Origin of the sequence: Streptomyces sp. NPDC052107, from assembly GCF_040680215.1 — a bacterium.
GTDB lineage: Bacteria > Actinomycetota > Actinomycetes > Streptomycetales > Streptomycetaceae > Streptomyces.
Window position 1 is genome coordinate 131,529 of sequence record NZ_JBFAWG010000003.1, and the last position, 26,094, is coordinate 157,622.

Below are 26,094 nucleotides of genomic sequence, written 5' to 3' on the forward strand. Positions count from 1 at the left end.
GCATCCGCTCACGGACAGTCACCGGGAGATTTCCACAGCCCCGCGCATATCGTTGTACAAGTTCACAAGTTCAGTGACCGGCGATCTCGTCTCATCCGACGGACACTGCTCTGCCCGGTTTCGCCCACCGCGATACCCTCCGACTCGTGGCCGACATCCAGATTCCCGCTGACATCAAGCCCGCCGACGGACGTTTCGGCGCGGGCCCCTCCAAGGTGCGTACCGAGGCGCTGGACGCCCTCGCCGCGACCGGAAGCTCCCTGCTCGGCACCTCCCACCGCCAGGCGCCCGTCAAGAACCTGGTCGGCAAGGTCCGCGAGGGCATCTCCGAACTGTTCTCCCTGCCCGAGGGCTACGAGGTGATCCTCGGCAACGGCGGCTCGACCGCCTTCTGGGACATCGCCACCCACGGTGTCATCGAGAACAAGTCCCAGCACCTGAGCTTCGGCGAGTTCTCCTCCAAGTTCGCCAAGGCCGCCAAGCTCGCCCCCTGGCTGGCCGAGCCCACCGTCATCTCCACCGACCCCGGCACCCACCCCGAGGCGCGGGCCGAGGCGGGCGTCGACGTGTACGCCTTCACCCACAACGAGACCTCGACGGGCGTCGCGATGCCCATCAAGCGTGTCGACGGCGCGGACTCCGGTTCCCTGGTCCTCGTGGACGCCACCTCCGGCGCCGGCGGCCTCCCGGTCGACGTGTCCGAGACGGACGTCTACTACTTCGCCCCGCAGAAGTCCTTCGCCTCCGACGGCGGCCTGTGGATCGGCATCTTCTCTCCGGCCGCGATCGAGCGCGCCGAGCGCGTCCACGCCTCCGGCCGCCACGTCCCGGAGTTCTTCTCGCTGCCCACGGCGATCGACAACTCCCGCAAGAACCAGACGTACAACACCCCGGCCCTCGCCACCCTGTTCCTGCTGAACCAGCAGCTGGAGTGGATCAACGGCCAGGGCGGCCTGGCCTGGTCCACGGCCCGTACCAAGGACTCCTCGACCCGCCTGTACTCCTGGGCGGAGGAGTCCAAGTACGCCACCCCGTTCGTCACCGACCCGGCCAAGCGCTCGCAGGTCATCGGCACGATCGACTTCTCCGACGAGATCGACGCCGCCGCCGTCGCCAAGGCCCTGCGCGCCAATGGCATCGTCGACACCGAGCCCTACCGCAAGCTCGGCCGCAACCAGCTCCGCGTCGCCATGTTCCCGGCGATCGACCCGGCGGACGTCGAGGCGCTGACGCACTGCATCGACTACGTGATCGAGAAGCTCTGACCTCTCGGGTACCACAGTGAAGGGCGCCCAGAGCAGTACCGCGGGGCGCCCTTCATCGCACCTGTCCCCGCGTCAGCCGCGCTGGATCCCGGTGGTGTCCAGCAGCAGGCCCCTGCGCCCGTCCTGGGCCTGGGCCACCAGAGCGTTGGCACGCTGCTCGACGGCCAGGTACCAAACGCCCGGCGCCAGCTGCGCGACTACCCGCAAGCTGCCGTCCTCGCTCCATATCGGGCGCAGCTCCGGAACGGCGAACCAGAAAGGCCCGGTGCCCGGTTCGGGCGGCGCGGCGACGGCCCCGGCCAGCTGCGCGGCGCTCTGCAGGTTCCGCATGGCACGCTCCCGCGCGGTCTCCACGGTGCCGGTGAGGGGTTCGTCCAGAGTGGCGCCCACGGACACCGCGTCCCCGGGGACCGAACCGATTTCCAGACCACCGGTGTCGAGCAGCAGACCACGGCTGTCCTCGTCCGTGACCACCAGGGCGTCCCCGCGCCGCCCCAACGCCAGGTACCAGATCCCCGGGTGCAGCACGGCGACCGGTTCCAGTGAGCCGTCCTCGCCGAACATCGGACGCGGCAGCGGCACCGCGAACCAGTACGGCGCGAAGTCGCTCCCGGGTGTGGCGGCGATCGCCTTGGCGAGGCGCTGAGCGGTCTCCAGGGTCCGCTGGGCCCGCTCCTCGGCCGCGCGTCGCAGCTCCTCCGTCTCCTGGCGCAGCCGCTCCGCGCGCTCCTCCATCTCGGCCAGGCGCTCGGCGGCCTCCCGCCGACGGGCCGCCAGCTCCTCCTCTTCCGGCCCGGCCGCCCCCGGCACGGCCCGGTTCCGCGCGATCGCGATCAGTCCCCCGGTGTTGCGGCTGCGCTGCTGTGGCAGCGGGCGGGAACGGGCGGCCAGCCGCTGATACACATGCCGGTAGAGGGTGTCCATGTCCAGCGGATCGGGTCCCTCGGCTACGCCGTCGCGCAGCGCGCGGATCAGCTCGCCGGTGAACGCGGTGTACGTCTCGCCCGGCGGCGACAGCGCGGGCCGGGTCTCGGCCGAGGCCGTGAGCAGACAGGTCCCCTCGACCACCGCCTGGTCGGCGATGTGCGCGCTGGCGCTCATCCGGCCGATCAGGGCGCGCCCGCTGTAGCAGCAGTCGAGGATCACGACGGTGCGCCTGGCGCGGGTGCCGAGGTCCAGGACGACCCGGCGCAGATACTCGTAGCGCAGCGCGGTGTACTCGCGTTCGGGGTCGGACCCGGTCAGCGCGAGGTAGAGCTCGTCGGTGTGCGGATCGGTCAGGCCGTGCCCCGCGTAGTACACGAGGAGGGTGTCCTCGGTCAGGCGGCCCTTCTCCCGTACGACGTCCAGCACCCGGTCGGGGCTCGACGGCTGCGCGATCACGGTGCACGCCCCTTCGGCCAGCCCCCACACGCCGGGATCGGTCAGCACCTCGCGCAGCCCCCGCAGATTGCGGGCCACCGCGGGCAGGTCCTCGAGTACCGCGTACTCGTGCACGCCCACCAGCACGGCCTGGGAGCGGGCCGGATCGGACAGGGAGACCACGGCTAGGCGTCGTCCCGGTCCGTGCCGGACGCCACGGATTCGGGGGTCTCGGCGCATTCGGGGGTTCCGGCGAACAGGGCGAGGACCTGCTCGACCGTCTCCGGCGAGGCGTCGTGCACGGTGACCACGACGCCGTTCCGCTCCAGGGTGAGCTGCGGCGGCCGCGGGCGGGCGGAACGCCAGCCGGCAAGGGCGACGAGCAGGGAACCGAGGGCGATGGCGTTGCTCACCACGACGTTGACGACGTCCAGGCCCCCGCCGCCCATGGCGCCGGGTGCGGGCAGCCCGGGCGGCGCGACGACGGCGACCTCTCCGCGCAGCTCCGGATCGGCGGCGAGCCAGCGCCGCAAGGATGCCTCGAGCCCCTCGCCGGACGCCGTTCCTCCCCCGATCCCGATGACGAACTCCATGCGTCTCGGCCCCCCTTCACCCGGTCGCCCGGTCCATGACCCGGGTTCATCGTAGGAGGCAACAGCACCGGGGGACCGCCGCTTCCCGGGACCGGGCCGCTGGCAGGCTCAACTCCCGCGCCGCAGCCGCCGCAACCCGAACAGGGCGGCCAGGCCGACGGCGGCGACGGCGGCGCCGATCTTCAGGCCGTCGCCGCTCACCCCTGAGGACGCGGATCCCGAACTGCCGCTTGCCGAAGGGGAATGGGACGCCGAGCCGCCGGGCGCGTTCTTCGCCACGACCTCGCTGCCCGCACCCTCGCTGCTGTACAGCAGCTCGGTCCCGTCGGCGGAGTAGGAGACGCCCTCTCCCTGTCCCTGGAGGGGCACGTCGAGGCGGCCCTCGCGTTTGATCCGGCCGCCGTTCCAGTCGTAGTAGATCCCGCCGAAGTATCCGCGCACGACGAGCTGCCGGCCGTCCGGTGAGAAGGCGGCGTCCGTGGCCCAGAGGTCGACGGTGGCGACCGGCTTGAAGATGTTCGCGCCGGAGGCGGACAGGGTGGCCGGGCCCTCGTACAGGTGACCCCCGTCCTCCTTCTTGTCGATGATGTAGACCCGCCCGGTCTTCGGGTGGACGATCAGCGACTCGGCGTCGCGCGGCCCGTTCGCGTACTTCACGACGTACTGCGTGGCGGTGACCGTCCGGTCCTTCAGCTCCTTCGGCTCGGGCAGCCGGTAGATCCACACGTACGGCCACTTGCCGCCGAGGTTGTCGCCGATGTCGCCCAGGTAGATCTCGTTGTGCGGCCCGATGGAGATGGCCTCGACGTCACGCGGGGCGCCGATGCCGCGCAGGGTGATCCGGGCGACGGTCCTCCCGGTCCGGCTGTCCACGGCGTAGATGTGCGGGCCGTCGCCGCTGTCGTTGTGCGTCCAGTAGATTCCGGGGTGGAGACGGGAGGCGGCGAGCCCGCTCGACTCGGAGACCCGGGGATCCTTGAAGGTGAACCCCTGGTCGCCGTCCCCGCCGGCACTCGCGGCGGCGGAGGCGGGCAGCGCGCAGGCGCCGGCGAGCAGCAACCCGGCGAGGACGGCGGACGATCGACGCATGTCTCAAGATTGCCATTCACTTCCGGGGTTCACCCGGCATGCTCCCGCCGGGGCCCGCCGGACGTGGTGGGCCTCACATCCCATCGGTGGGCGTGATCGTCCATCATGACCGGATGCTTAGGTTCATGCCCGTAGGTGACTCCATGACGATCGGGAGCGCGGGCGAGCACACATGGCGTTACCGGCTGTGGCGGCATCTGTGCGACACGCACAACGGCCCGTTCACCTTCGTCGGCCCGCGCGAGGAGCTGTACGACAAGGCGGCCGACGCCCCGACGTCCCACGCCTACGCCGAGCCCGGCTTCCCCCGCCGGCACCTGGCCGGCTGGGGCGAGGGCTGGCTGCACATGGCTCCGCTGATCGGCGAGGCGGTACGGGAGCACCGGGCGGACGTGCTGCTGGTCTCCCTCGGGCTCATCGACCTGGGCTTCTACACCGACGCCGAGCAGACGGCGCAGAACGTGCGCGCCTTTGTCGCGGGGGCCCGTGAGGCCAGGCCGCGCATCCGCATGGTGCTGCTGCCGGTGATCCCGAACATACGGGCCGAGGCGGACGCGTCCTTCGCCGAGGAGGTCGACTGCTTCAACGTCCTGCTCGCCAAGGCGGTCGCCGACCTGGACGAGCCCCGATCGCCGATTCTGCTGGCCTCGCGGCCGGAGTCGTACGACATCCATGTCGACACCTACGACGGCACGCACCCCAACGCGAGCGGGGAGCACCGGATCGCGGGGGCGTTCGCGGGGGCGATGTGGGAGGCGTGGGGAGTCGGACAGGCGTACGCGGCCGGAACAGGTTGACCGATTTCCGGCGTCTCATGGTCACCGTGCGTATCGTTGAACCGCGCGGCTGCACTCGTCCGTGGGCAGCCGGGCAGGAGCGCCACGATGACCGTCCTTGAAGACAGGATCGAGATGGCCGACGCCGACGCCAACACCAAGCGTCTGGACGAGTGGTTCGAGCGTCTTGAGCGCATGCCCGTCCCCGAGGGATACAGGGTCGAGATCGTCGGGGGCAGCGTGCATATGACGCCACACCGGGATACTCATTGGCTGATCATCCGCGAGTTTTTCTGGGCTCTCGAGGACAGGTTCGGGAGGAAGGTCAAGGTGTTCTCGGACGTCCGCATCGACTTCCCGGGCCACGAAAACGGCTTCTGCCCGGACGTCGCCCTGCTCAAGAGCTCGGCAAAGCCGGACGACACGGGCCACTGGCGCTACCAGGACGTCGAGTTCGTCGCCGAGGTCATCTCCCAGGGCACGGCTCAGAACGACTACGGCCCGAAGAGGACCGCCTACGCGGAGGCCGGGGTCCCCGTCTACGTCATCGCCGATCCCTACCAGGGACGGTGCCACGTCTACACCGAGCCCAAGGACGGCGACTACGACGAGCCGACGAAGGTGGACTTCGGCACCGACATCGACCTGATCGGCACCGTGGTCGACCTGGTCCTCAAAACCGAAGACTTTCCCCGCGACTGACACCCCCGATGGCAGAGTGCCGCCCATGACCTACGGCTGCATCGCCTCCATGAAGACCGCCCCCGGCTCGCGCGACGAGGTCGTGGCCATCCTCCTCGGCGCCGCCAAAGGCCTCCGCGCGGCCGGCTGCCACGCGTACATCGTGGGCCTCGCCGACGAGGACGACGTGACGATCCGGGTGACCGAGGTCTGGCGCAGCAAGGAACACCACGACGCCTCCCTGGAGCTGCCGGAGGCCCGCGCGGCGATCGCGAAGGCCATGCCCATGCTGACGGGCGAGTTCACCAGGCAGGAACTGGCGATCGCGGGCGGACTCGGTCTCTGAGGCCGCGCGACACATGTGAGCCCGCTCCTCCCGAAAGCCCTTGCTTCGAGCGCACTTCAAGCCGTTGGCTAGAGAACCATGAAGTACACGCAGCTTGGACGCACGGGACTCAAGGTCAGCCGACTGGTCCTCGGGACGATGAACTTCGGGCCGCAGACCGACGAGGCCGACAGCGACATCATCATGGACGCGGCGCTGGACGCGGGCATCAACTTCTTCGACACGGCGAACGTGTACGGGTGGGGCGAGAACAAGGGCCGCACCGAGACGATCATCGGCAACTGGTTCGCCCAGGGCGGCGGGCGCCGCGACAAGGTCGTCCTCGCCACCAAGGTCTACGGCAACATGGCCGCCGACGGCGAGGCCGCCTGGCCCAACCACGACAAGCTCTCCGCGCTGAACATCCGCCGGGCCGTGGACGCCAGCCTGAAGCGGCTGCAGACCGACTACATCGACCTCTACCAGTTCCACCACATCGACCGCAGCACCCCGTTCGAGGAGATCTGGCAGGCCATCGACACCCTGGTCCAGCAGGGCAAGATCCTCTACGCCGGCTCCTCCAACTTCCCCCGGCTACAAGATCGCCCAGGCCAACGAGATCGCCGCCCGCCGCGGCGGCACCATCGGCCTGGTCAGCGAGCAGTGCCTGTACAACCTCGCCGAGCGCCGCGCCGAGATGGAGGTCATCCCGGCCGCGCGGGACTACGGCCTCGGGGTCATCCCGTGGTCGCCGCTGCACGGCGGCCTGCTCGGCGGGATCATCAAGAAGGAGGTCCAGGGCGGCCGCCGCGCCACCGGCCGGGCCGCCGACACCCTCAAGGATCCGGCCGCCCGCGCCCAGATCCAGGCGTACGAGGACCTGGTCGAAAAGCACGGCCTGGAGCCCGGCGAGGTGGCCCTGGCCTGGCTGCTCACCCGCCCGGGTGTCACGGGTCCCATCGTCGGTCCGCGTACGGCCGAACAGCTGGAGTCCGCGGTCAGGGCTTCGGAGCTGGAGCTGAGCGAGGAGCTGCTGGCGGGCCTGGACGAGATCTTCCCGGGCACGGGCCCGTCCCCGGAGGCCTTCGCCTGGTAGTTCCGGGAGGGGTCGGCGCGCCGTAGGGGCGGCGGGGCTGCATCCGTATGCGGCTCCGCCGTCGAACCGCTACCTGACGGCCGCCGAGACAGCCACTACCACGAACATCAGCACAAGCACACCGGCCATGATCCGGTTCCGGGTCTTCGGGTCCACGTATTCGAGCCTAACCGGAGGCACCCAGTGCCCAGCGGGCGACCGCCTCATAGCGCGGCTGCTCCCCCGCCACCCCCGACCGCGGCAGATTGCTCCGCACCAGCACCAGCTCGTGCACCGTCCAGGTCCCGCTGGTGAACTCGCGGAGCAGATCGACATACGGCCGGACGTCCACCGAGTCCCGGCTCCGCGCCACCGTCAGGTGGGCCTTGTACCGCCGGTGCTCCCCCATCGGCACGCCCGCCTTCCGCGCCGCCGCCTCCGCCCGGTCGGCCAGCAGCCGCATCGCCTCCACCTCTCCGTAGGCACCGGTCCACAGGGCCTTGCCGTGCCCGAACTGGCCGCCGCCGGAGAGAGCCAGGTCGAAGGGCGCCGTACGGTGGGCCGCGCGGGCCAGGCGGTCCGACAGGTCGGGTACGAGGTCGTCGGCGACCTCGCCGTAGAAGGCGAGGGTGAAGTGCCAGCCCGGGCGGTTGGTCCAGCGCAGCCGCTCCGCTCCGGGAAGGCGCTTCAACTTGGCGACTTCGACGGCGAGTTCATGGACGACGTGCTCCGGAGGGAGCACCGCGGCGAAGAGTCTCATGCCTTCACCTTGGCAGACCCGCGCGGGCAGGATGGCTCCATGACGATCACCATCCGCGAAGGCGGCCCCGACGACATCCCCGCGATACTCGGCATGCTGGACAGCAGTGTGGAGTGGCTGGTCTCACACGGGCGCACCGAGCAGTGGGGCACCAAGCCGCTGTCGGAGAACCCGAGGGTGGCGGAATCGGTCGCCGGGTTCATGGAGAAGGGCACCACGTACATCGCCGGGATCGACGGCGTGCCGGCCGCCACCCTCACCCTCACGGACGCGCCCGGCGCCTACCTGTCGCATCTGCCGTCGCCCGGCGAGCCCGAGCGGTACATCCACTGGCTCGCCTCCGACCGCCGGTTCAAGGGACGAGGGGCCGGGGCCGCGCTGCTCGCCCACGCCGCCGAGGTGACCCGCCGGGCCGGTGTCCGCCTGCTGCGGGTGGACTGCTACGCGGGCGGCGACCGCAGGCTCGTCGCCTACTACGAGGCGAACGGTTTCACGCCGACGGAGACGTACACCGCCGGCGAGAACGACTGGCCGGGACAGGTGCTCGCCCGGCGGCTGTGACCGCCCGGCGAGCACCCCCCGCCCGGCCGACGGGTCAGCGCTCGGCACGCAGCGTTCCGAGCAGCCCGTGCTGCTCGTCATCGATGCCCGCGGCGAACCAGACGCTGTCCCTGCCGCCGGACCGGTCGGTGCCCTGCTGCAGCCCCCACAGGCCCTCGATCTCGATCGGCTTCCCGTCGCGGTTCCTCAGGGTTCCCTCGAACCGGCCGCTGTTCAGGTCGAAGGCGTGGATGCGGCCGTCCCCGAAGTTGCCGACGAGCAGGTCACCGGCGAACTTCCCGAACCCCCTGGGCGCGACCTCCAGGCCCCAGGGCGAGTTGAGCTTCCTGTCGCTCGCGAAGCGCTTGATCAGCTTGCCCTTGGTGGTGAACACGTCGATGAAGCCGTTGCCCGGACCGGGGACGTCGTCGTGCTTGTCCGCGTCCTGCTTGGCGTAGGTGACGAAGATCCTGCCGCCGATGTCCTTGACGTCGAAGGGCGCGAACCCGGCGGGGATGTTCGGGTCCCGGAACGCGCCGGCGGGCTGGTTCAGCCGGACGAAGCGGGAGTTGAAGACGTCGATGCGCGCGTCACGGAAGTTCGCGACGAGAAGGCGTGGCTCCCGCCGGTCGCATGAGCCGCCCTGGCCGTACCCCGTGCCCTTCTCGTGCTTCTTCTCGCAGTCCACGAGGGTCAGGCCCTTGAAGACGGCGTCGTCCTCCTGGACGACCTGGACGGCGTGCGTCGGATCCACGTTCGCGTTGAAGGCGAAGAGGCCGCCGTTCTCCCCGGCGAAGATGTACCGCGCGGGGCGGGACGGTCCGGGGCCGGAGGTTCCGGAGCGGGTGAAGCGGAAGTCGTCGGTGTCGTTCCGCACGATCCCGGTGGGGTCGGCGTCCTGGGGGAGCTGGATGACGGGAGACAGGGCGATGACCGGCCGGTTGTCCCGCGCGCCCGTGTACACCGTGGACGTGTTGGTTCCGTTGTTCGCGACCCTGATCGCATCGCTCGGCGTGCGGACGAGGCCCCAGGGGTTGACCAGGTTCTGGTCCTGTAGCTCCGCCGTGTTCGCCTGGTCGGAGACGAGATCGCGCTCACGGAAGCCGTGGTCGGCACGGTGTGGCGCGCCCACGGCCCCGGACGGCACGGCGGCGGCGAGCGCGCCGACCGTACCGAGGGTCAGCGCGACCGCCGCCAGCCGCCGCACGCGGGAGCGGGATCTCGGGGTCGAAACCTGTGATGCCATGCAGATGCTCCTGTCCCATACAGGTGCCAAATGGGGCGTACAGGAAGAAGTAATCTCATACCGCGCCAATCACACCGGCGATCGACACGCAGCCGCACATCTGTACGGACACAGGCAGCGGTGACCCCTAAGCCGCCGTGGCCAACTGCTCCCGCTCGCGCGGTACGAAGCGGACCTGCGGGTGACCGTGATGCCAGCCCACCGCCAGTCGCAGACCGCCGATGCGGGCCAGGACCAGGCCGATACCGGCGGCGGCCACGGCCGAGACCAGGCCGCCGAGGGCGAAGCCGACCCGGGCGCCGTAGGTGTCGGTGATCCAGCCGACGACCGGCGCGCCCAGCGGCGTGCCGCCCATGAACACCATCATGAACAGGGACATCACCCGGCCGCGCATGGCCGGGTCGGTGGCCATCTGCACGGTGGTGTTCGCGGTGACGTTGACCGTCAGGCCGAAGACCCCGATCGGGACCATGAGCAGCGCGAACAGCCAGTACGACGGGGCCAGTGCGGCCACCACCTCCAGCGTGCCGAAGGCCAGCGCGGCGGCGATCAGGACGCGCAGCCGGGCCGTGCCGCGCCGGGCGGCCAGCAGGGCGCCGCACAGGGAGCCGACGGCCATCAGGGTGTTGAAGAGGCTGTAGGAGCCGGCGCCGGAGTGGAAGACGCCGCCCGCGTAGGCCGACAGCCACACCGGGAAGTTGAAGCCGAAGGTGCCGATGAAGCCGACGAGGACGATCGGCCAGATCAGCTCGGGGCGCCCCGCCACGTACTGCAGGCCCTCCCGCAGCTGGCCCTTCCCGCGCGGCGCACGCTGGACCACGTGCAGTTCACGGGCGCGCATCAGCAGCAGACCGGCGACGGGCGCGACGAAGGACAGGCCGTTGGCGAGGAACGCCCAGCCGGTGCCCACACCGGTGATCATCACACCGGCGACGGCGGGGCCGACCAGGCGGGCGGACTGGAAGTTGGCCGAGTTCAGGCTGACCGCGTTCTGCAGCTGCTCGGGGCCGACCATCTCGGAGACGAAGGACTGGCGGGCCGGGTTGTCGAGCACCGTTGCGAGGCCGACGGCGAAGGCGGCGACGTAGACGTGCCAGACCTGGACGTGGCCGGTGAGGGTGAGGAAGGCGAGCGCCAGGCCCGTCAGGGCCATGGAGGCCTGCGTGACCAGCAGCGTGGGGCGCTTGGGGAGGCGGTCGACCAGGACTCCGCCGTAGAGGCCGAAGAGGAGCATCGGCAGGAACTGCAGGGCCGTCGTGATGCCCACGGCCGCGGAGGAGCCGGTGAGACTGAGGACGAGCCAGTCCTGGGCGATGCGCTGCATCCAGGTGCCGGTGTTGGAGACGACCTGGCCGATGAAGAAGAGGCGGTAGTTCCGGATCTTCAGCGAGCTGAACATCGAGCCTTTGCGGGCGGTGGGGGTAGTAGTGGCGGTCGGTGCGGGGGCGGAAGGTGTTCCGGATCCCGTACTCAAACGAGTTCGCCTCCTCAGGCAGCGGCTTACAGGTGTGCGAGCTTCTCCAGCACGGGGGCGGCGGCGCGCAGCTTGGCCCACTCGTCCTGGTCGAGGCCCTCGACCAGGCCGGCCAGGAACGCGTTGCGCTTACGGCGGCTCTCCTCGAGCATCACCTCGGCCTGTTCGGTCTGGGTGACGACCTTCTGGCGCCGGTCCTCGGGGTGTGGCTCCAGCCGGACCAGCCCCTTGGCCTCGAGCAGCGCGACGATGCGGGTCATCGACGGCGGCTGGACGTGCTCCTTGCGCGCGAGCTCGCCCGGGGTGGCCGAGCCGCAGCGGGCCAGGGTGCCGAGCACCGACATCTCGGTGGGGCTCAGCGACTCGTCGACCCGCTGGTGCTTGAGCCGACGGGACAACCGCATCACGGCGGAGCGGAGGGAGTTCACGGCGGCAGCGTCGTCGCCATGGGTGAGGTCCGGCATGTTCCTTAGAGTAACTCATTACCCTCCCTAAAGACCACCGCGGCACGCCCGAATGCCCGTGATACCCGCCACTGAACCGATCGATCACCCATATGAGTGAGTCGGTTCCTGAAAGTGACGCATGGGGTGGCCGAATATGGCGACCCTCGTACGCATGGGGACCAGTGTGCTCAGCCTGCGCATAGACGGAGAGCTGCTCGAAAGACTCCGGCACCATGCGGCCAAAAGAGGAATGAGCGTGCAGGACTATGTGGTCCGCACGCTCATCCGGGACGACTTCGACGAGCGGTTCCAGGCCGCCGTCGAGGAGACGGAGCGGTTCTACGGCGTCACCTGACACCGTAGAAACCGCAGAAGGCTCAGGTCAGGCCCAGGGCCGGCATCAGGTAGTAGAAGGCGAAGACCGCCGAGACGACGTACATCGCGGCCGGGATCTCCCGGAACCGGCCGGCGGCCAGGCGCAGCACGGTGAAGGTGATGAAGCCCATGCCGATGCCGTTGGTGATCGAGTAGGTGAACGGCATCAACAGCATCGTCACGAACGCCGGGATCGCGATGGTGTAGTCCGCCCAGTCGATCTCCTTGATCGAGTTGGACAGGATCAGGAAACCGACCGCGATCAGCGCCGGGGTCGCCGCCTGGGACGGGACCATCGTGGCGACCGGGGTGAGGAACAGCGCGACGGCGAAGAGGCCGCCCGTGACGACGTTGGCGAGGCCCGTGCGGGCGCCCTCGCCGACACCGGCCGTGGACTCCACGAACGCGGTGGTGGCCGAGGAGGAGCTGGCGCCGCCCGCCGCGACCGCGAGGCCGTCGATGAACAGGACCTTGTTGATGCCCGGCATGTAGCCCTCGGCATCGGTCAGCTTCGCCTCGTCGCTGACGCCCATGATCGTGCCCATCGCGTCGAAGAAGCACGACAGCAGGACCGTGAAGACGAAGAGGACGCCGGTCAGCACGCCGACCTTGGAGAAGCCGCCGAACAGGCTCACCTGGCCGACCAGGCCGAAGTCGGGGCTGGCGACCGGATTGCCCGGCCACTTCGGCACCGTCAAACCCCAGGACGGGATCGTGGTGACGGCGTTGATGATCACCGCGAGGACGGTCATGCCGACGATCGAGATCAGGATCGCGCCCGGCACCTTGCGGACGATCAGCGCGAAGGTCAGCAGCGCGCCCAGGATGAAGATCAGCACCGGCCAGCCGTGCAGATGGCCGCCCACGCCGAGCTGGACCGGGACGGTGGTCTGGGCGGCGTCCGGCATCCGGGTGACGAAGCCGGAGTCGACCAGGCCGATCAGCATGATGAACAGGCCGATACCGATCGAGATCGCCTTGCGCAGCCCGAACGGCACGGCGTTCATCACGCGCTCGCGCAGACCCGTGGCGACCAGCAGCATGACCACGAACCCGGCCAGGACGACCATGCCCATCGCGTCCGGCCAGGACATCCGGGGCGCCAGCTGGAGCGCGACGACCGAGTTCACGCCGAGCCCGGCGGCGAGCGCGATCGGGACGTTGCCGATGACACCCATCAGCAGCGTGGTGAACGCGGCCGTCAGCGCGGTCGCCGTCACCAGCTGGCCGTTGTCCAGGTGGTGCCCGTACATGTCCTTCGCGCTGCCGAGGATGATCGGGTTCAGCACGATGATGTACGCCATCGCGAAGAAGGTGGCGAAACCACCGCGGATCTCCCGGGCGACGGAGCTGCCGCGCTCGGAGATCCTGAAGTAACGGTCGAGGGCGCCCTGGGCGGGCGCACCGCCCGGGATTTCGGGGGTGGGGACCTTGGCGGGAGCCGAGGTGGACATGCGGGACCTCATCACCGACGGGGTTCCCCCGAGCCCATTGGAGTTTCATACGAACAGAAGCGGCCAAAGACAAACGGTTTCAGTATGAACATATAAGCGCGAGATCGCTATCTCCGCGCGTAGACCGATCGGAAAGCGATGGGGAAGCAGTCGCCTCGTAAGCTGTGCCCCATGGCCAAGTGGACCCCCAAGCACGAGGCGCCCGAGCCCCTGGAGGGCCCCGTGGTCGCCACCATCACCGGCGGCACGATCGTCTGGTTCGTCCTCTTCCTCGTCCAGCTCCCCTTCTACGGCTGGTTCCAGGACCACGGGCATCTGTGGTGGCTGTGGACCTGCCTGGCCGGGGGCGGGCTGGGGCTGATCGGCATCTGGTACGTACGCAAGCGGGACGCGGCGATCAAGCGGGCGGCCGCCCTGCAGTCGACGGCGGCCGAGTAACTCGTAAAGCGGGCAGGCGGGCAAATCCGCACGTACCGTCGATGACATGACCCACATAGACGCGGGCGCGGAACTCGACCCCGTGCATCCGGTGGCCCTGCCGATGACCAGGTCGGCAGGGCTGACCGGTGCCGAAGTCGCGGAGCGCGTCACCCGCGGCCAGGTCAACGACGTACCGGTGCGCAGCAGCCGGTCGCTGGGCGAGATCGTCCGGGCGAACGTCCTCACCCGGTTCAACGCGATCATCGGCGTGCTCTGGGTGATCATGCTCTTCGTCGCGCCGATCCAGGACAGCCTCTTCGGCTTCGTGATCCTCGCCAACACCGGCATCGGGATCGTCCAGGAGTGGCGGGCCAAGCAGACCCTCGACTCGCTCGCGGTGATCGGGGAGGCCCGGCCGACGGTACGCCGGGACGGCACCGCCACCGAGGTGGCCACCAGCGAGATCGTGCTGGACGACCTGATCGAGATCGGGCCCGGGGACAAGGCCGCGGTGGACGGCGTCTGCGTCGAGGCCGACGGGCTGGAGATCGACGAGTCGCTGCTCACCGGTGAGGCCGACCCCGTCGTCAAACGCCCCGGCGATCCGGTCATGTCCGGCAGCTTCGTCGTCGCGGGCGGCGGCGCCTTCCAGGCGACCAAGGTCGGCCGCGAGGCCTACGCCGCCCAGCTCTCCGAGGAGGCCTCCCGCTTCACGCTGGTCCACTCCGAGCTGCGCACCGGCATCTCCACGATCCTCAAGTACGTCACCTGGATGATGGTCCCGGCGGCCGTCGGACTCGTCGTCACCCAGCTCGTCGTCCAGAGCAACGGCTTCAAGGACTCCATCGCCCGCACGGTCGGCGGCATCGTCCCGATGGTCCCGGAGGGGCTGGTCCTGCTCACCTCGGTCGCCTTCGCCATCGGGGTCATCCGGCTCGGCCGGAAACAGTGCCTGGTGCAGGAGCTGCCGGCGATCGAGGGGCTGGCCCGCGTCGACACCGTCTGCCTGGACAAGACCGGCACGCTCACCGAGGGCGGCATGGACGTCACCGAGCTACGGTCGCTCGACGGGGCCGACGAGGGGTACGTACGCAAGGTGCTCGGCGCCCTCGGCGAGTCCGACCCGCGCCCCAACGCCTCCCTGCAGGCCATTATCGACGCCTACCCGGACACCGAGGAATGGCGCTGCGTGGAGTCGGTGCCCTTCTCCTCGGCCCGCAAGTACAGCGGGGCCGCGTTCAGCGAGGCCGACGGCGAGATCAGCACCTGGCTGCTGGGCGCCCCGGACGTCCTGCTCGCCGACGGCGACCCGGCCCTGGCCGAGACCGGGCGCCTCAACGAGCAGGGCCTGCGGGTGCTGCTGCTGACCCGGGCGAGCCGCGACCTGGACGACCCCGAGCCGGCTCGCGGCGCCCGCCCCACCGCCCTCGTCGTCCTGGAACAGCGGCTGCGGCCGGACGCCGCCGACACCCTGCGCTACTTCGCGGACCAGAACGTCGGCGCCAAGGTCATCTCCGGCGACAACGCGGTCTCGGTCGGCGCGGTCGCCGCCAAGCTGGGCCTGGCGGGTACGACGGTGGACGCGCGGCACCTGCCCGCCGAACGGGCGGGGATGGCGGACGCGCTGGACCGGGGGACGATCTTCGGGCGGGTCACCCCGCGGCAGAAGCGGGACATGGTCGGGGCGCTGCAGTCGCACGGGCACACGGTCGCGATGACCGGCGACGGCGTGAACGACGTGCTCGCGCTGAAGGACTCCGACATCGGGGTCGCCATGGGCTCCGGCTCGGAGGCGACGCGGGCGGTGGCGCAGATCGTGCTGCTGGACAACAGCTTCGCGAGCCTGCCGTCGGTGGTCGGCGAGGGCCGCCGGGTGATCGGCAACATCACGCGCGTGGCGACGCTGTTCCTGGTGAAGACCGTCTACTCGGTGCTGCTGGCCGTCCTGGTGGTGTGCGGGCAGGTCGCCTACCCCTTCCTGCCGAGGCACCTGACCCTGCTGTCCACCCTCACCATCGGCGTCCCGGCGTTCTTCCTGGCCCTGGCGCCCAACAAGGAGCGGGCGAAACCGCACTTCGTGCGCAGGGTCATGCGGTACTCGATCCCGGGCGGGGTGGTGGCGGGGGTGGCGACCTTCGTGACGTACCTGGTCGCCCGTGACTACTACACGGGAAACGGCCAACTGGACGCGGAGACCAGCGCGGCGACGCTGACCCTCTTCCTGGTCTCCATGTGGATCCTGGCGATCATCGCCCGCCCCTACACCTGGTGGCGGGTGACCCTGGTGGCCGCTATGGGAGTGGCGTTCCTGCTGGTCCTGGCCGTCCCCGCGCTGCAGGGCTTCTTCGCGCTGAAGCTGGTGGGGGTCACGATGCCGTGGACCGCCGTGGGCATCGCGGTGGCGGCGGCGGCCGCCCTGGAGTTGCTGTGGAAGTGGGTCGACCGCCGCTTTTCCGACTAGTCGTCGGTGTGCTTGCCCAGGGAATCCCCCTGGGTCGGTCCGGCCCGGATCGGCTTGCGCCGGTGGGGAACCGCGCGACCGTGGTGGCCGGTCGCGCGGTTCCCCGCGCCCCTGGGGGCGCTACATCATCACTTCGCCGCGACGTAGACGCCCGTGGCGCTGACCGCCGGGGTCGTCGAGACGCCCGCGAAGGAGTAGCGCCAGTAACCGCTGGAGTTCACGGTGGCGGTGGTCTTCACGTTGCCGTACGTGTCGGTGGTCACCGTCTTGATCGTGGTGTACGTGCTCGTGCCGGCCTTGCGGAACTGGAGCTTGACGGGCTGGCCGCCGAAGTTGTTGTACGTGTGGTGCTCCCAGTCGGCCCGGGTCAGCTTGCCCGACACCGTGACGCTCTTGCCCTTGTAGACGGACGTCGAGCTCACGGTGGTCGTCAGCTTGGAGTAGCGCTGCACCAGGCTGGTGCCGAGGCCGCTCTGGTCCTTGAAGCCGACCTTGCTCATGTCGGGGTTCTGCTGGTCCTGGCCGTTGAAGGCGACGGCCTCGGCGGCCGCGCTCCAGCTGCCGGCCCAGGCGTTCTTCAGGTCGCCGTCGGCCGGGTAGATGTTGATGGAGCCCTTGCAGGTGGCCGTCGTCGACGAGGTGGCGGTGCAGGTCGCCGGGTTGTCGCCGTACAGCTCGGGGGCGGTGTCGCTGTAGGTGCCGTGGTAGAGGAAGGCGTCCGTGTAGAAGTCCTTGGCGGCGATGTTGACGTCGGTGCCGTGCGTCAGCGTGTACGAGTACGCGACGGTCACCTCGTTGGTGGTGCCCACCTTGATCGACTTGGCGATCGAGACGTTGGAGAAGCTTGCGTTCAGGGTGTACGGGGCGCCCGAGTCGGTGACGGCCTGGGCGGCCGGGACTGCGAGGGCGGTGAGGGCCAGGGCGCCGGAGACGGCGGCCACGGTGGCACGTATGCGCATGTGCGTTTCCCCTGGAGGGAGAAGTGATCGTGGAGTCGGTTGACTCACGCGATCAGATCCGCGAGGGAGACCTCCGGTTGTACGGCCGTTGCCCCCGCGGACCAGATTTTGTGCCGCGCTTACTGATCCATTACCGCACGTCGACGAAGTCACCCGTGGCGTTGACCGCCGGGGTGGTCGTGGTGCCCGCGAAGGAGAAGCGCCAGTAACCGTCGACCGACGCGGTGGCCGTGGTCTTCAGGTTGCCGGTGGCATCCGACTTGATGGTCTTCAGCGTGGTGTAGGTGCTGGAGCCGGACTTGCGGAACTGCAGCTTCACGTACTGGTTGGTGTAGCCGTGGTACTGGTTGTCCTCCCAGTTGGCCCGCGAGAGCTTGCCGGTGACCGTGATGGTCTTGCCCTTCGCCACCGGCTCCGGCGAGGCGTTGACCGTCAGCTTGGAGTAGCGCTGGACCAGCGTGGTGCCGAGGCCGCCCTGGTCGGCGTAACCGACCTTGGTGATGTCGAAGTCGGGGCTGCTCGGGTCCTGGCCGTTGTACGCGATGGCGAGGGCCCCGCCGTGCCACGTACCCGCGTCGGAGTTGAAGAGCTCGCCGTCGGCCGGGTAGACGTCGATGTTGCCCTTGCAGCTGGCGGTGGTCGACGAGGTGGCCGTGCAGGTGGCCGGGTAGTCGCCGAACAGCATGTTGTCCGGCGTGTCGTACGAGCCCTTGTAGATGTAGGGGCCGGTGAAGAAGTCGTCGGCGGTGATGTCGACGTCCGTGCCGTGGGTCATCGTGTAGGTGACCGTGGTGGAGACGTGGTTGGTCGTTCCGACCTTCACCGCACCGGCGATCTTGAAGTTGGAGAAGGTGACGTCCAGCGGGTACGGCGCGTCGGTGTCGTCCGAGGCGGCGAACGCGGTCTTTCCGGAGGAGGCGGCCTCAGCGGCCTCACGGATCTTCAGGATGTCCGCCTTGGACGGCGTCGCGGAGCCGCCGGCGGCCTGGGCGGCCGGCACGACGAGAGCGGAGAGGGCCAGGGCGCCGGAGACGGCGGCCACAGTGGCACGTATGCGCATGCGTTCCCCTGTGTGGAGAAAGTGGACACGGGGTCCAAATGACCAAGGAGTCAGTCGACTCGCGTGGTGAGACCCGTGAAGGAATGGAGTGGTTGTACGGATGAAGCCGTGAGTTTCCGGCGGATTAACCGGGTGGCTACTGCACGTCGACGAAGTCACCGGCGGCGCTGACCGCGGAGGTGGTCGAGTTGCCCGCGAAGGAGAACCGGTAGTAGCCGTCGGCGGTCGCCGTGGTGGTGGTCTTCAGGTTGCCCTTGGAGTCCGCCGTGACGGACTTCAGCGTGGTGTAGGTGCTCGAACCCTTCTTGCGGAACTGGAGCTTCACGGGCTGCGAGCCGTAGGCGCCGTACTTCAGCGACTCCCAGTTGGCGCGGGTGAGCGCGCCGGTGACGGTGAGCGTCCCGCCCTTCTTCACCGGCTCCGGGGCGGCGTTGACGGTGAGCTTGGCGGCGCGCTGGAACCAGAAGGAACCGGCCTTCTCCCTCCAGACGAAGTCGCCGTCCTTGGCGTTGACGAACGCGTCGACGTACCAGGTACCGGCGTTCTTGTTGCTGTAGTAGTCGACCTTCGGGTCGACCGTCACCGAGGCGGTGCAGGTGGAGGTGGTGGAGTTGACGGCCGTGCACGTGGGCTTGCCGGTCGTCTCGATGCCGTAGTCGGGCCCGTTGAGCGTGAAGTACTCGGCGTCCTGGATGCCCGAGTTGTCGGTGGCCGTGACACTGACCTTGATGGCGACCGGGCTGGAGACACCCATGGACACCTTGTTGTCGCCGTCCACGACCACCTTGGTGATCTTGGCGTCGCCGTAGCCGCCGTCGGCCTGCGCGGCCGGGACGGCGAGGGCGGACAGGGCCAGAGCGCCGCCGACGACGGCGACAGAGGCGCGAATACGCATGTGTTCCCCTGCGTGCGTAGTGATCGGTGAGCCGGTTGACTCCGGTGGGTCAGACTCGGCACACAGGGGAACGGTTGTACGTAAGTTGAAGATTTCGTAAGAGAATTGTGGAGGCGAATGCTCCGGGGTGCCGTCAGTCGAACCAGCGGTCCCTGGCCAACTCCTCCGTCCGCGACGGGTCCTCCAGCAGAGCCGCCACCTCGAAGCGCCGCGGCCACTGACCGGCCGCCCACGCGAGCCCCGCGGCGACCCCCTCCAGGGTGGCCGCGTGCAGCACACCGTCGTCGGTGAGCCGCCAGTCGATCTCCACGCCGTCCACCACCAGTTCCTCGTGCTCGACATGGGTCTCGGGCGTACCCGGTCCGAGCAGCACCCGCACCGACTCCGGTACGTCGTGCTCGGCCCCCTCGGAGTGCACCTCGCCGGTGACGGACTCGCTCAGCCGCCGCACCTGGAACAGCTCCGCCAGCTCGGCCGCGCGGGACGGCCGCACCGGCAGCAGCGCGACCCCGTCGGTGAACGGCAGCAGATCGGGCGAGTCGACCACGACCGCCTCCCCCGCGTCCACGACCTCCACCCGGCCGTCGACCACGGCCCGCAGCTCGTCCGGCAGCGTCACCTGCTCCGGGTCCAGCTCCGCCAACGCCCCGTACAGACCGTGCAGTTGGGCTGCGGTGACGGGTCGGTCGAGGTCGGCCAGCCGGTCCAGCAGCTCGGCGGCACCGCCGGGCTCGTCCAGCAGGGCCGCGACGGAGGTGCGCACGCCCAGGGCCCGCAGCACCTGCTCGTCCTCGAACCCGGTCGCGTCGGCCTCGTCGTACAAGCCGTGCAGCAGCGGATCACCGCCCGCCGCGAGCAGACCGGCCGGCCGGCGCCCGTCGAGGACGGGGTGCCCGCGCAGCCACCATGCCGTGTACGGCCGTACGATCTCGTGCGTGCCGTCGGGCAGCAGGACGCGCACCGGCTGGGTGAGGGCGTCCCGCAGCGGCGGCTGCGCGAGCAGCGCGAGCGCCTGCGGCCAGCGCTCGTCGTCCACCAGGTCCAGATCGCGTACGGCGACCAGCTCGGTGGCGACCGGGGGCACCGGGCTGTCCGGGAAGCGGTCGAGGATGTCCTCGCACCACACGTCGACGGCGTCCAGCAATCCGGCGTCGTCGGGCTCGGCGAAGTCGCTCTCCCGGGGCTCCAGTTCGTCCGGGTCGAGGACGACGTCGGTGGCCCGGACCAGCGCGAAGTTCGCGAGCACACCGCAGGCGGCCAGCGGCTGCTCGCCCCACCTGTCGGCCAAGTCGTGGTCGACGGCGGCCAGTTCACCCTCGCGGATCACGCGGGCGAACGGGCTGCCGGGGAAGACGAGTTCCCCGGCGGGGGCCGGTTCCCCGTCCTCGTCGGGCAGGGCGAGGGCGCCGAGCCAGGGTTCGTCCCCGGGCTCCAGGCCCGCGTCCCGCACCAGCCCGAGCACGGTCTCGGCCAGCTCCTCCGCGTCCGGAGCGTCCTCCTCCCAGCCCCCGATCGCGCCCTCCTCGTCCAGCGAGGCGGCGACGGCGGCCCGCACCTGCGGGGTGGTGAGCACCGCACGCGGGGTGGCGGGCAGCGCGCCGAGCTTCTCCAGCAGCGGGTGCGCGGCGTCCTCGTGGGCCACCTTCAGCCCGAGCCGGCCGAGGACGTCCGCGTCGATCCGGGCGGCGTCCGGGGTGGGCAGCAGGATCTGCCGGGGCCCGATGGTGGTCCGCCCGTCCGCCAGCGGCACCGGCAGCCCCGACAGCCGCTCGGGATCGACCCCGGCGAGGCTGTCGTAGAGCCGCCACCACCAGTCGGGGTCCTTCTCCAGACCGGCGAGCCGGTCGACGGCGTCGGCGAGCCGCAGCCGGGCGACCCCGAGGGTGCGCAGCTCCACGCGCCGTTCGAGACCGGCGGGCAGCAGCGTGGGCAGCACCTCGGCGAGCACCCGCACGGTCGCGGCCCCGGCACCCTCCACGATCTCCGCGTCCCTGGGACGCAGCGCCTGAGGAAGCTCGTGGTCGTCGTCCGCCTTCGACACCACGGCCGGGGGCAGGAAGACGGTGCGCGGCAGTCGCTCCAGCACGGCCTGCCGCAGCGCTCCGTCCAGCTCGCCCTTGCCGAGCGGTCCCGGTACGAGGTCGATGATCGCGTCCGTCACCGGCCGCCAGTCGGCGAGCAGTTCGGCGTAGACGTCGGCGGCGCGCTGCACCAGGAAGTCGGTGAGCGGCCCGGGAGCCGTGTGCCGGCGGGTGGTGTCGAGAGGGAAGGAGGCGATGAGCAGAGCGGGAACGCCGAGGGGTTCGTCACTGGGCGTGGGTGCGTGCACCACGGACGTCGTACGAGGCCGCACCGGACGCCCGCCCTCGTCCTCGGGTACGGCCCAGGTCACCGACCAGTGAGGCCGCAGCCGCTCCTCCACCGGCCGGTCGGCGAGCAGATCGGGCGTGAGCGGCCCATGGGCGGCCGCGGTGCGCCACCGGGTGACTCCCTCGCGCGAGTCCTCCACGACGACGACGGCGCCCTCGGTACGGCGCCGCAGCACACGCTGCGCCTCGCCGCCGACCTCCACGACGACCTCCTCCAGGCCCGGCAGGGCGAGGAGCAGCGCGTCGTCGACGGAGTTCAGCAGCCGCTCGGCGAGATCGGCGGCGGCCGCGTCGCGCAGGGACAGGATGACGGCGGTGTCGTACGGGTCCGGGGCGGTGCCCTCGGCGGCGAACGGCAGCCGGAGCAGCGGCACATGACCGTCCCGGCGCCGGATCTCGTCCCCGAGCCCTGGGCTGTGCCGTGCGGTGTCGGCGGCCAGTTCCCGCGCCTCGCCGAGGGACCAGCGGACACCCCCGTGCCGGCCCACGATCGCGGGTTCGTCGGTCACCGCGAGCACGGCGGCGAACCCGACGCCGAACCGCCCGACGGCCCCCTGGGTGGCATCGATGTCCCGCTTGGCCGAGGCGCGCAGCGTGGACAGCGACTCCACTCCGGCCGCGTCCAGCGGGGCACCGGTGTTGGCGGCGACGAGGACCCCGTCCCGGAGGGTGAGCCTGAGCCGCCCCGGCACCCGCGCCCGGGCGGCGGCGTCGGCGGCGTTCTGGGCCAGCTCGACGACGAGCCGGTCGCGGTAGCCGCCGAGGACCAGGTCCTCCTCGGCGTTGGCGTCCTCACGGAACCGGGCGGCGCTGGTGGCCCAGGCGTCGAGGACACCACGGCGCAGCCGGGCCGTTCCGAAGGGATCGGCACCCTCGGCCGCCGGCCGCACGTACTTGCTGCTCACGCTTACCCATCCTCCCGGCTTCGGGCGAGGAGCCCCTGGCCTTCGCGCCGGGGTGGAGCGCCTCGCGCCTGCGGATCGTATCCCGTGGCAGCGACACCGGGCGCCGCTCTTCTCCGCCGCCTGCGGGCAGCCGCAAACCCACCCAATTCTTTCGGAGCAACTGCGTTGACGGGGGCTGCCGTTGGACCTGGGCGGGAACCGCCCGGTTACGACGGGTCGCGTGGGACGCGTAGGCCATCAGCGCGCGGCCGACGCTCTTGCCGCGGGCCGTTTCCGGTACGACCAGCCGGTGGACCCTGTGGACAGGGCCGTACCTGGGCCGCCCGCGGTTCAGGAGTGGCCCAGCTCCGCCGTCTCCTCGTCGCCCGCCTCCGGGACCGAGCCCGAGTCGCGGGCGGGGCGGAGGGGGAAGGGGTCCACCCGGGTCTCGTCGATGACCGGCGGGGCCGGCTGCGGGGGCTTGGGCATGACCGCGGCCTCCGAGTGGCCGCCGCAGCCATAGGACAGGGAGACCACCCGGCCGTCGGCCGGGGAGAACTCGTTGGCGCAGACGCCGAAGGCCTGGCCGAGGGAGCCGCCGATGGGGGTGAGGAAACCGCAGCTCATACAGGTGGCCGGGGCCGCCTGGGCCATCGCGGTCTTCGGGCCGTACGACTCCTCCCAGCGGTCCGCGGCGACGTGCAGGCCGTAGCGGGACAGGACGCGGGCCCGGCGCATGCCCAGTTCCTCCGCCACGGCTGCGATCGAGCCCCGGTTGGGGGTCGTGGGCTGGGTGGCGGGGGCGCCGGGGGTGACGTCGGCGTCCTCCGCCTCCGCCAGCTCCGCCATCTCATGGGAGACGAGCGAGTTCGGCGGCGGCTCCTCCTCGCCCGTGTAGCCGGGCTCCAGGCGCAGGTCGTCCTGGTCTGTGGGGAGCAGGTCGCCGGGGCCGAGGTCGCCGGGGCGCAGCCGCTCGCTCCACGGGACCCACTCGGGGGCGAGCAGGGCGTCGGAGCCGGGGAGGAGCACCACCTCGTCGAGCGTGACGATCTTGGCACGGGAGGCGCGGGCCACGGTCACCGCCCAGCGCCAGCCGCGGTAGCCCAGCTCCTTGCACTCGAAGAAGTGCGTGACAACGCGGTCGCCCTCGGAGACGAGGCCGACGTGCTCCCCGACCACACCGGGGGCGGCGGCCTCCTCGGCGGCGGCGCGGGCGAGATCGACCGCCTCGGCACACAGACGGTCGGGGGTGCGGCTTCGCGTTGTCGCTGCGCTCACAGGTATCGCTTCTCTCCTACGCCGTCTCGTCGAGGGCGGCTGCCTCGGGCGGGCCTGCCGACGGAGCGGACCGGGGGACCGCATCGACGTCTGCATCCGCGCGCTGGGCGCACCTCTGCCATCCATTCTGCGTTATGGCTGAGATAGGCACGCTACACCGAACAGGATTCGCTGCCTCTACGCGGCAGGTTTTCCCGACCGCCACCCGACCCGGCACACCGGTCCCACGCTTCGGTTCGGCGCCATGCGCGTCGTATGCGCACTATCCGGCCGCTTCTCGGGGCACTATGAAGCACGTGGCGACCGCGGACAGGCGTGGTGTTCGGGGTGGCGGTGCGAGCCGGGTCGGTGGCGCCGTCCGTTCCGTCGGGCGTGCCCTGCACTTCCCGGTCACCGGGGCCGCGCGCGGGATCCGGAAGGCCACGCACGCGCACGGGGCGGGCGAGTCGGGGCTCGGCAAGCTGATCGAGCTGCACGCCGTCAACGGCGCGGGTGACGTGATGATCACCGTGGCGCTCGCCTCCACCGTGTTCTTCTCCGTGCCGACCGACGAGGCCCGGGGGCGGGTCGCGCTCTACCTCGCCATCACGATGGCACCCTTCACCGTCCTCGCCCCGGTCGTCGGCCCCCTCCTCGACCGGCTGCCGCACGGCCGGCGCGCCGCGATGGCCGGAGCCATGCTGGCCCGCGCCCTGCTCGCGCTCGTCATCTCGGGCGCCGTGGCGAGCGGCAGCCTGGAGCTGTATCCCGCCGCGCTGGGGGTGCTGGTCGCGTCCAAGGCGTACGGGGTGGTCCGCAGTGCGGTCGTACCGCGGCTGCTGCCGCCCCGGTTCTCGCTGGTGAAGGCCAACTCGCGGGTCACCCTGGCGGGGCTGCTGGCCACTGGTGTCGCCGCGCCGGTCGCGGCGGGGCTGCACCAGGTCGGCGATCCCTGGCCGCTGTACGGCGCCTTCGTGATCTTCGTCGCGGGCACGTTCCTGTCGTTCTCCCTGCCGCCCAAGGTGGACTCGGCCAAGGGCGAGGACGTGGCGCTGCTCGCGGCCGACGAGCAGCATCTGCACGGGCCGCAGCGCAGGAAGGAACAGGCGAAGCGGCCGGGGCTGCGGACCGTCGGCCCCGCCGTCACCCACGCGCTCGGCGCCAACGCCGCCCTGCGCTGCCTCTCCGGCTTCCTGATCTTCTTCCTCGCCTTCCTGCTGCGCGAGCACCCGCTGACCGGCGAGAGCGCCGCGGTCTCGCTCGGGATCGTCGGTGTCGCCGCCGGTGTAGGCAACGCGCTGGGTACGGCCGTCGGGGCCTGGCTGAGATCACGCGCCCCGGAGATCATCATCGTGGCCGTCGTCGCGGTGGTGCTCGGCACGGCGATCGTGGCCGCCCTGTTCTTCGGGGCGCTGCTGGTGGCCTGCCTCGCGGCCGTCGCCGGGTTCGGCCAGGCGCTGGCCAAACTGGCCCTGGACGCGCTGATCCAGCGGGACGTGCCCGAGCTGGTGCGCACCTCGGCGTTCGCCCGCTCGGAGACGCTGCTGCAGATGGCGTGGGTGTTCGGCGGCGCCGTCGGCATCGTGCTGCCGCTCAACGGCACCCTCGGCCTGCTGATCGGCGCCGCGTTCGTGGCGGTCGGCTGGCTGACCACCCTCAAGGGCCTGCTCGCCTCGGCCCGGCACGGCGGCCGCGCACGGCCCCGCGTCGCCTGACGTGCCCCGAGACAACCCCGAGCTCGCCATAACGAAGCGGACACGGTTTGCCGAACCACGGGCACGGCTGGCGTAACGAACCGGGCACGCCGCACCCCACGTGGCCGGACGGCTCCAGGTGCCCGATAGCCTTCGGCCATGACCACGCTGCAATCCGTTGTGCGACGCCGCCGCGCCGTCGCCGCCGCCGGCGCCGTTTCCGCCGGACTGCTCCTGCTCACGGCCTGCGAGAAGCCCACGCCCGTCGCGACCGTCACCGTCGGCGACAGCTCGGTCAACTCCGAGGCCCTCTGCTACAACGACGGCAAGGCGCTGGACGCCAAGTCCCTGGCGCAGTGCGTCAAGAACGTCGGCAAGGCCGAGTCGATCAAGGTCGACCAGGACGAGACGGTCCGCGTCGGTGTCGACCCGAAGATCGCGGACGCCGGCTGGGTCCTCCTGGTGAACGGCCAGCAGTTCACCAACGTCAGCAAGAAGACCTACAGCACCGTCCCGGGCAGCGCGTTCTTCAACCAGCAGTACGGCACCCAGGGCGACACCAACACGCTCACGATCCGGATGGGCGAGAAGTCCAACCAGGGCATGTGGTCGTTCAAGCTGAAGAAGGCCTGAT

The 26,094-nt window shown here is 70.6% G+C and carries 22 protein-coding genes and 3 pseudogenes; 11 read left to right on the forward strand and 14 right to left on the reverse strand.

Annotation, left to right across the window (positions count from 1 at the left end):
* Positions 1–146 precede the first annotated feature (146 nt).
* A complete protein-coding gene (gene serC / locus AB0M27_RS04350; RefSeq protein ID WP_365717777.1) occupies positions 147–1,265 on the forward strand; it encodes a phosphoserine transaminase in 1,119 nt (372 codons plus the stop codon).
* Between the two features lie 72 nt (positions 1,266–1,337).
* Here serC and AB0M27_RS04355 read toward each other — a convergent pair.
* The 4 genes and pseudogenes from AB0M27_RS04355 to AB0M27_RS04370 form a co-directional block, all read right to left on the reverse strand.
* Positions 1,338–1,526: pseudogene (locus AB0M27_RS04355) on the reverse strand (hypothetical protein); the annotation flags it as partial.
* A 603-nt stretch (positions 1,527–2,129) separates the two neighbouring features.
* A pseudogene (locus tag AB0M27_RS04360) lies at positions 2,130–2,867 on the reverse strand (caspase family protein); the annotation flags it as partial.
* Positions 2,813–3,220: a hypothetical protein gene (locus tag AB0M27_RS04365; RefSeq protein WP_365717779.1), complete on the reverse strand. Its 408-nt coding sequence runs from the start codon at positions 3,218–3,220 to the stop codon at positions 2,813–2,815. The pseudogene AB0M27_RS04360 and the gene AB0M27_RS04365, both read right to left, overlap by 55 nt.
* A gap of 108 nt (positions 3,221–3,328) precedes the next feature.
* Positions 3,329–4,309 (reverse strand): WD40 repeat domain-containing protein, encoded by a 981-nt coding sequence (locus AB0M27_RS04370; protein ID WP_365717781.1) that lies wholly within the window; start codon positions 4,307–4,309, stop codon positions 3,329–3,331.
* 113 nt (positions 4,310–4,422) lie between these two features.
* On the opposite strand from AB0M27_RS04370, the gene AB0M27_RS04375 reads away from it, so the two are divergent.
* From AB0M27_RS04375 to AB0M27_RS04390, 4 genes and pseudogenes are all read left to right on the forward strand, one after another.
* Positions 4,423–5,106, forward strand: a complete 684-nt coding sequence (locus tag AB0M27_RS04375) for an SGNH/GDSL hydrolase family protein (RefSeq protein WP_365717783.1) — start codon at positions 4,423–4,425, stop codon at positions 5,104–5,106.
* An 87-nt stretch (positions 5,107–5,193) separates the two neighbouring features.
* Positions 5,194–5,787 (forward strand): Uma2 family endonuclease, encoded by a 594-nt coding sequence (locus tag AB0M27_RS04380; protein WP_365717785.1) that lies wholly within the window; start codon positions 5,194–5,196, stop codon positions 5,785–5,787.
* A gap of 25 nt (positions 5,788–5,812) precedes the next feature.
* Complete coding sequence (locus AB0M27_RS04385) at positions 5,813–6,112, forward strand: putative quinol monooxygenase (protein WP_365717787.1); 300 nt, start codon at positions 5,813–5,815, stop codon at positions 6,110–6,112.
* Positions 6,113–6,190: 78 nt separating this feature from the next.
* Positions 6,191–7,187, forward strand: a pseudogene (locus tag AB0M27_RS04390) (aldo/keto reductase).
* A gap of 166 nt (positions 7,188–7,353) precedes the next feature.
* On the opposite strand, the gene thpR reads toward AB0M27_RS04390, so the two are convergent.
* A complete protein-coding gene (thpR, locus tag AB0M27_RS04395; RefSeq protein ID WP_365717789.1) occupies positions 7,354–7,926 on the reverse strand; it encodes an RNA 2',3'-cyclic phosphodiesterase in 573 nt (190 codons plus the stop codon).
* Positions 7,927–7,965: 39 nt separating this feature from the next.
* Between thpR and AB0M27_RS04400 the strand changes: the two genes are divergently transcribed.
* The gene (locus AB0M27_RS04400) at positions 7,966–8,487 is read left to right on the forward strand and encodes a GNAT family N-acetyltransferase (protein ID WP_365717791.1); all 522 of its coding nucleotides are present in this window, start codon (positions 7,966–7,968) and stop codon (positions 8,485–8,487) included.
* A 34-nt stretch (positions 8,488–8,521) separates the two neighbouring features.
* Here the strand turns inward: AB0M27_RS04400 and AB0M27_RS04405 are convergent, their stop codons facing one another.
* The 3 genes from AB0M27_RS04405 to AB0M27_RS04415 form a co-directional block, all read right to left on the reverse strand.
* Positions 8,522–9,712 (reverse strand): TIGR03118 family protein, encoded by a 1,191-nt coding sequence (locus AB0M27_RS04405; RefSeq protein ID WP_365717793.1) that lies wholly within the window; start codon positions 9,710–9,712, stop codon positions 8,522–8,524.
* 127 nt (positions 9,713–9,839) lie between these two features.
* Positions 9,840–11,186: an MFS transporter gene (locus tag AB0M27_RS04410; protein WP_365717795.1), complete on the reverse strand. Its 1,347-nt coding sequence runs from the start codon at positions 11,184–11,186 to the stop codon at positions 9,840–9,842.
* 26 nt (positions 11,187–11,212) lie between these two features.
* A complete protein-coding gene (locus tag AB0M27_RS04415; RefSeq protein ID WP_365717797.1) occupies positions 11,213–11,650 on the reverse strand; it encodes a MarR family transcriptional regulator in 438 nt (145 codons plus the stop codon).
* A gap of 154 nt (positions 11,651–11,804) precedes the next feature.
* Between AB0M27_RS04415 and AB0M27_RS04420 the strand changes: the two genes are divergently transcribed.
* The gene (locus tag AB0M27_RS04420; protein ID WP_228624546.1) at positions 11,805–11,987 is read left to right on the forward strand and encodes a BrnA antitoxin family protein; all 183 of its coding nucleotides are present in this window, start codon (positions 11,805–11,807) and stop codon (positions 11,985–11,987) included.
* Between the two features lie 22 nt (positions 11,988–12,009).
* Here the strand turns inward: AB0M27_RS04420 and AB0M27_RS04425 are convergent, their stop codons facing one another.
* The gene (locus tag AB0M27_RS04425) at positions 12,010–13,461 is read right to left on the reverse strand and encodes an NCS2 family permease (RefSeq protein ID WP_365717799.1); all 1,452 of its coding nucleotides are present in this window, start codon (positions 13,459–13,461) and stop codon (positions 12,010–12,012) included.
* 171 nt (positions 13,462–13,632) lie between these two features.
* Between AB0M27_RS04425 and AB0M27_RS04430 the strand changes: the two genes are divergently transcribed.
* Together AB0M27_RS04430 and AB0M27_RS04435 are read left to right on the forward strand one after the other, a co-directional pair.
* The gene (locus tag AB0M27_RS04430; protein WP_365717801.1) at positions 13,633–13,899 is read left to right on the forward strand and encodes a DUF2530 domain-containing protein; all 267 of its coding nucleotides are present in this window, start codon (positions 13,633–13,635) and stop codon (positions 13,897–13,899) included.
* Positions 13,900–13,945: 46 nt separating this feature from the next.
* A complete protein-coding gene (locus tag AB0M27_RS04435; protein WP_365717803.1) occupies positions 13,946–16,342 on the forward strand; it encodes an HAD-IC family P-type ATPase in 2,397 nt (798 codons plus the stop codon).
* Positions 16,343–16,470: 128 nt separating this feature from the next.
* Here the strand turns inward: AB0M27_RS04435 and AB0M27_RS04440 are convergent, their stop codons facing one another.
* From AB0M27_RS04440 to AB0M27_RS04460, 5 genes are all read right to left on the reverse strand, one after another.
* The gene (locus tag AB0M27_RS04440; protein ID WP_365717804.1) at positions 16,471–17,301 is read right to left on the reverse strand and encodes a hypothetical protein; all 831 of its coding nucleotides are present in this window, start codon (positions 17,299–17,301) and stop codon (positions 16,471–16,473) included.
* Between the two features lie 130 nt (positions 17,302–17,431).
* Positions 17,432–18,361: a hypothetical protein gene (locus AB0M27_RS04445; RefSeq protein ID WP_365717806.1), complete on the reverse strand. Its 930-nt coding sequence runs from the start codon at positions 18,359–18,361 to the stop codon at positions 17,432–17,434.
* A 136-nt stretch (positions 18,362–18,497) separates the two neighbouring features.
* A complete protein-coding gene (locus tag AB0M27_RS04450) occupies positions 18,498–19,256 on the reverse strand; it encodes a calcium-binding protein (RefSeq protein ID WP_365717808.1) in 759 nt (252 codons plus the stop codon).
* Positions 19,257–19,389: 133 nt separating this feature from the next.
* On the reverse strand, positions 19,390–22,530 hold the full coding sequence (locus AB0M27_RS04455) for a molecular chaperone Hsp90 (protein WP_365717810.1): 3,141 nt from the start codon (positions 22,528–22,530) through the stop codon (positions 19,390–19,392).
* A gap of 330 nt (positions 22,531–22,860) precedes the next feature.
* Positions 22,861–23,787, reverse strand: coding sequence for a DUF3027 domain-containing protein (locus tag AB0M27_RS04460; protein ID WP_365717812.1), 927 nt, complete (start codon positions 23,785–23,787; stop codon positions 22,861–22,863).
* A gap of 287 nt (positions 23,788–24,074) precedes the next feature.
* Between AB0M27_RS04460 and AB0M27_RS04465 the strand changes: the two genes are divergently transcribed.
* A complete protein-coding gene (locus AB0M27_RS04465; RefSeq protein WP_365717814.1) occupies positions 24,075–25,481 on the forward strand; it encodes an MFS transporter in 1,407 nt (468 codons plus the stop codon).
* 138 nt (positions 25,482–25,619) lie between these two features.
* Positions 25,620–26,093 (forward strand): DUF2771 domain-containing protein, encoded by a 474-nt coding sequence (locus tag AB0M27_RS04470; RefSeq protein ID WP_365717816.1) that lies wholly within the window; start codon positions 25,620–25,622, stop codon positions 26,091–26,093.
* Position 26,094 lies beyond the last annotated feature (1 nt).

Bases quoted from the DNA above. Each gene is read 5' to 3' on its own strand.
- AB0M27_RS04365 (WP_365717779.1), bottom strand. From the start codon at position 3,220: ATGGAGTTCGTCATCGGGATCGGGGGAGGAACGGCGTCCGGCGAGGGG.
- AB0M27_RS04370 (WP_365717781.1), bottom strand. From the start codon at position 4,309: ATGCGTCGATCGTCCGCCGTCCTCGCCGGGTTGCTGCTCGCCGGCGCC.
- AB0M27_RS04375 (WP_365717783.1), top strand. From the start codon at position 4,423: ATGCTTAGGTTCATGCCCGTAGGTGACTCCATGACGATCGGGAGCGCG.
- AB0M27_RS04380 (WP_365717785.1), top strand. From the start codon at position 5,194: ATGACCGTCCTTGAAGACAGGATCGAGATGGCCGACGCCGACGCCAAC.
- AB0M27_RS04385 (WP_365717787.1), top strand. From the start codon at position 5,813: ATGACCTACGGCTGCATCGCCTCCATGAAGACCGCCCCCGGCTCGCGC.
- thpR (WP_365717789.1), bottom strand. From the start codon at position 7,926: ATGAGACTCTTCGCCGCGGTGCTCCCTCCGGAGCACGTCGTCCATGAA.
- AB0M27_RS04400 (WP_365717791.1), top strand. From the start codon at position 7,966: ATGACGATCACCATCCGCGAAGGCGGCCCCGACGACATCCCCGCGATA.
- AB0M27_RS04405 (WP_365717793.1), bottom strand. From the start codon at position 9,712: ATGGCATCACAGGTTTCGACCCCGAGATCCCGCTCCCGCGTGCGGCGG.
- AB0M27_RS04415 (WP_365717797.1), bottom strand. From the start codon at position 11,650: ATGCCGGACCTCACCCATGGCGACGACGCTGCCGCCGTGAACTCCCTC.
- AB0M27_RS04420 (WP_228624546.1), top strand. From the start codon at position 11,805: ATGGGGACCAGTGTGCTCAGCCTGCGCATAGACGGAGAGCTGCTCGAA.
- AB0M27_RS04425 (WP_365717799.1), bottom strand. From the start codon at position 13,461: ATGTCCACCTCGGCTCCCGCCAAGGTCCCCACCCCCGAAATCCCGGGC.
- AB0M27_RS04430 (WP_365717801.1), top strand. From the start codon at position 13,633: ATGGCCAAGTGGACCCCCAAGCACGAGGCGCCCGAGCCCCTGGAGGGC.
- AB0M27_RS04435 (WP_365717803.1), top strand. From the start codon at position 13,946: ATGACCCACATAGACGCGGGCGCGGAACTCGACCCCGTGCATCCGGTG.
- AB0M27_RS04440 (WP_365717804.1), bottom strand. From the start codon at position 17,301: ATGCGCATACGTGCCACCGTGGCCGCCGTCTCCGGCGCCCTGGCCCTC.
- AB0M27_RS04445 (WP_365717806.1), bottom strand. From the start codon at position 18,361: ATGCGCATACGTGCCACTGTGGCCGCCGTCTCCGGCGCCCTGGCCCTC.
- AB0M27_RS04450 (WP_365717808.1), bottom strand. From the start codon at position 19,256: ATGCGTATTCGCGCCTCTGTCGCCGTCGTCGGCGGCGCTCTGGCCCTG.
- AB0M27_RS04465 (WP_365717814.1), top strand. From the start codon at position 24,075: ATGAAGCACGTGGCGACCGCGGACAGGCGTGGTGTTCGGGGTGGCGGT.
- AB0M27_RS04470 (WP_365717816.1), top strand. From the start codon at position 25,620: ATGACCACGCTGCAATCCGTTGTGCGACGCCGCCGCGCCGTCGCCGCC.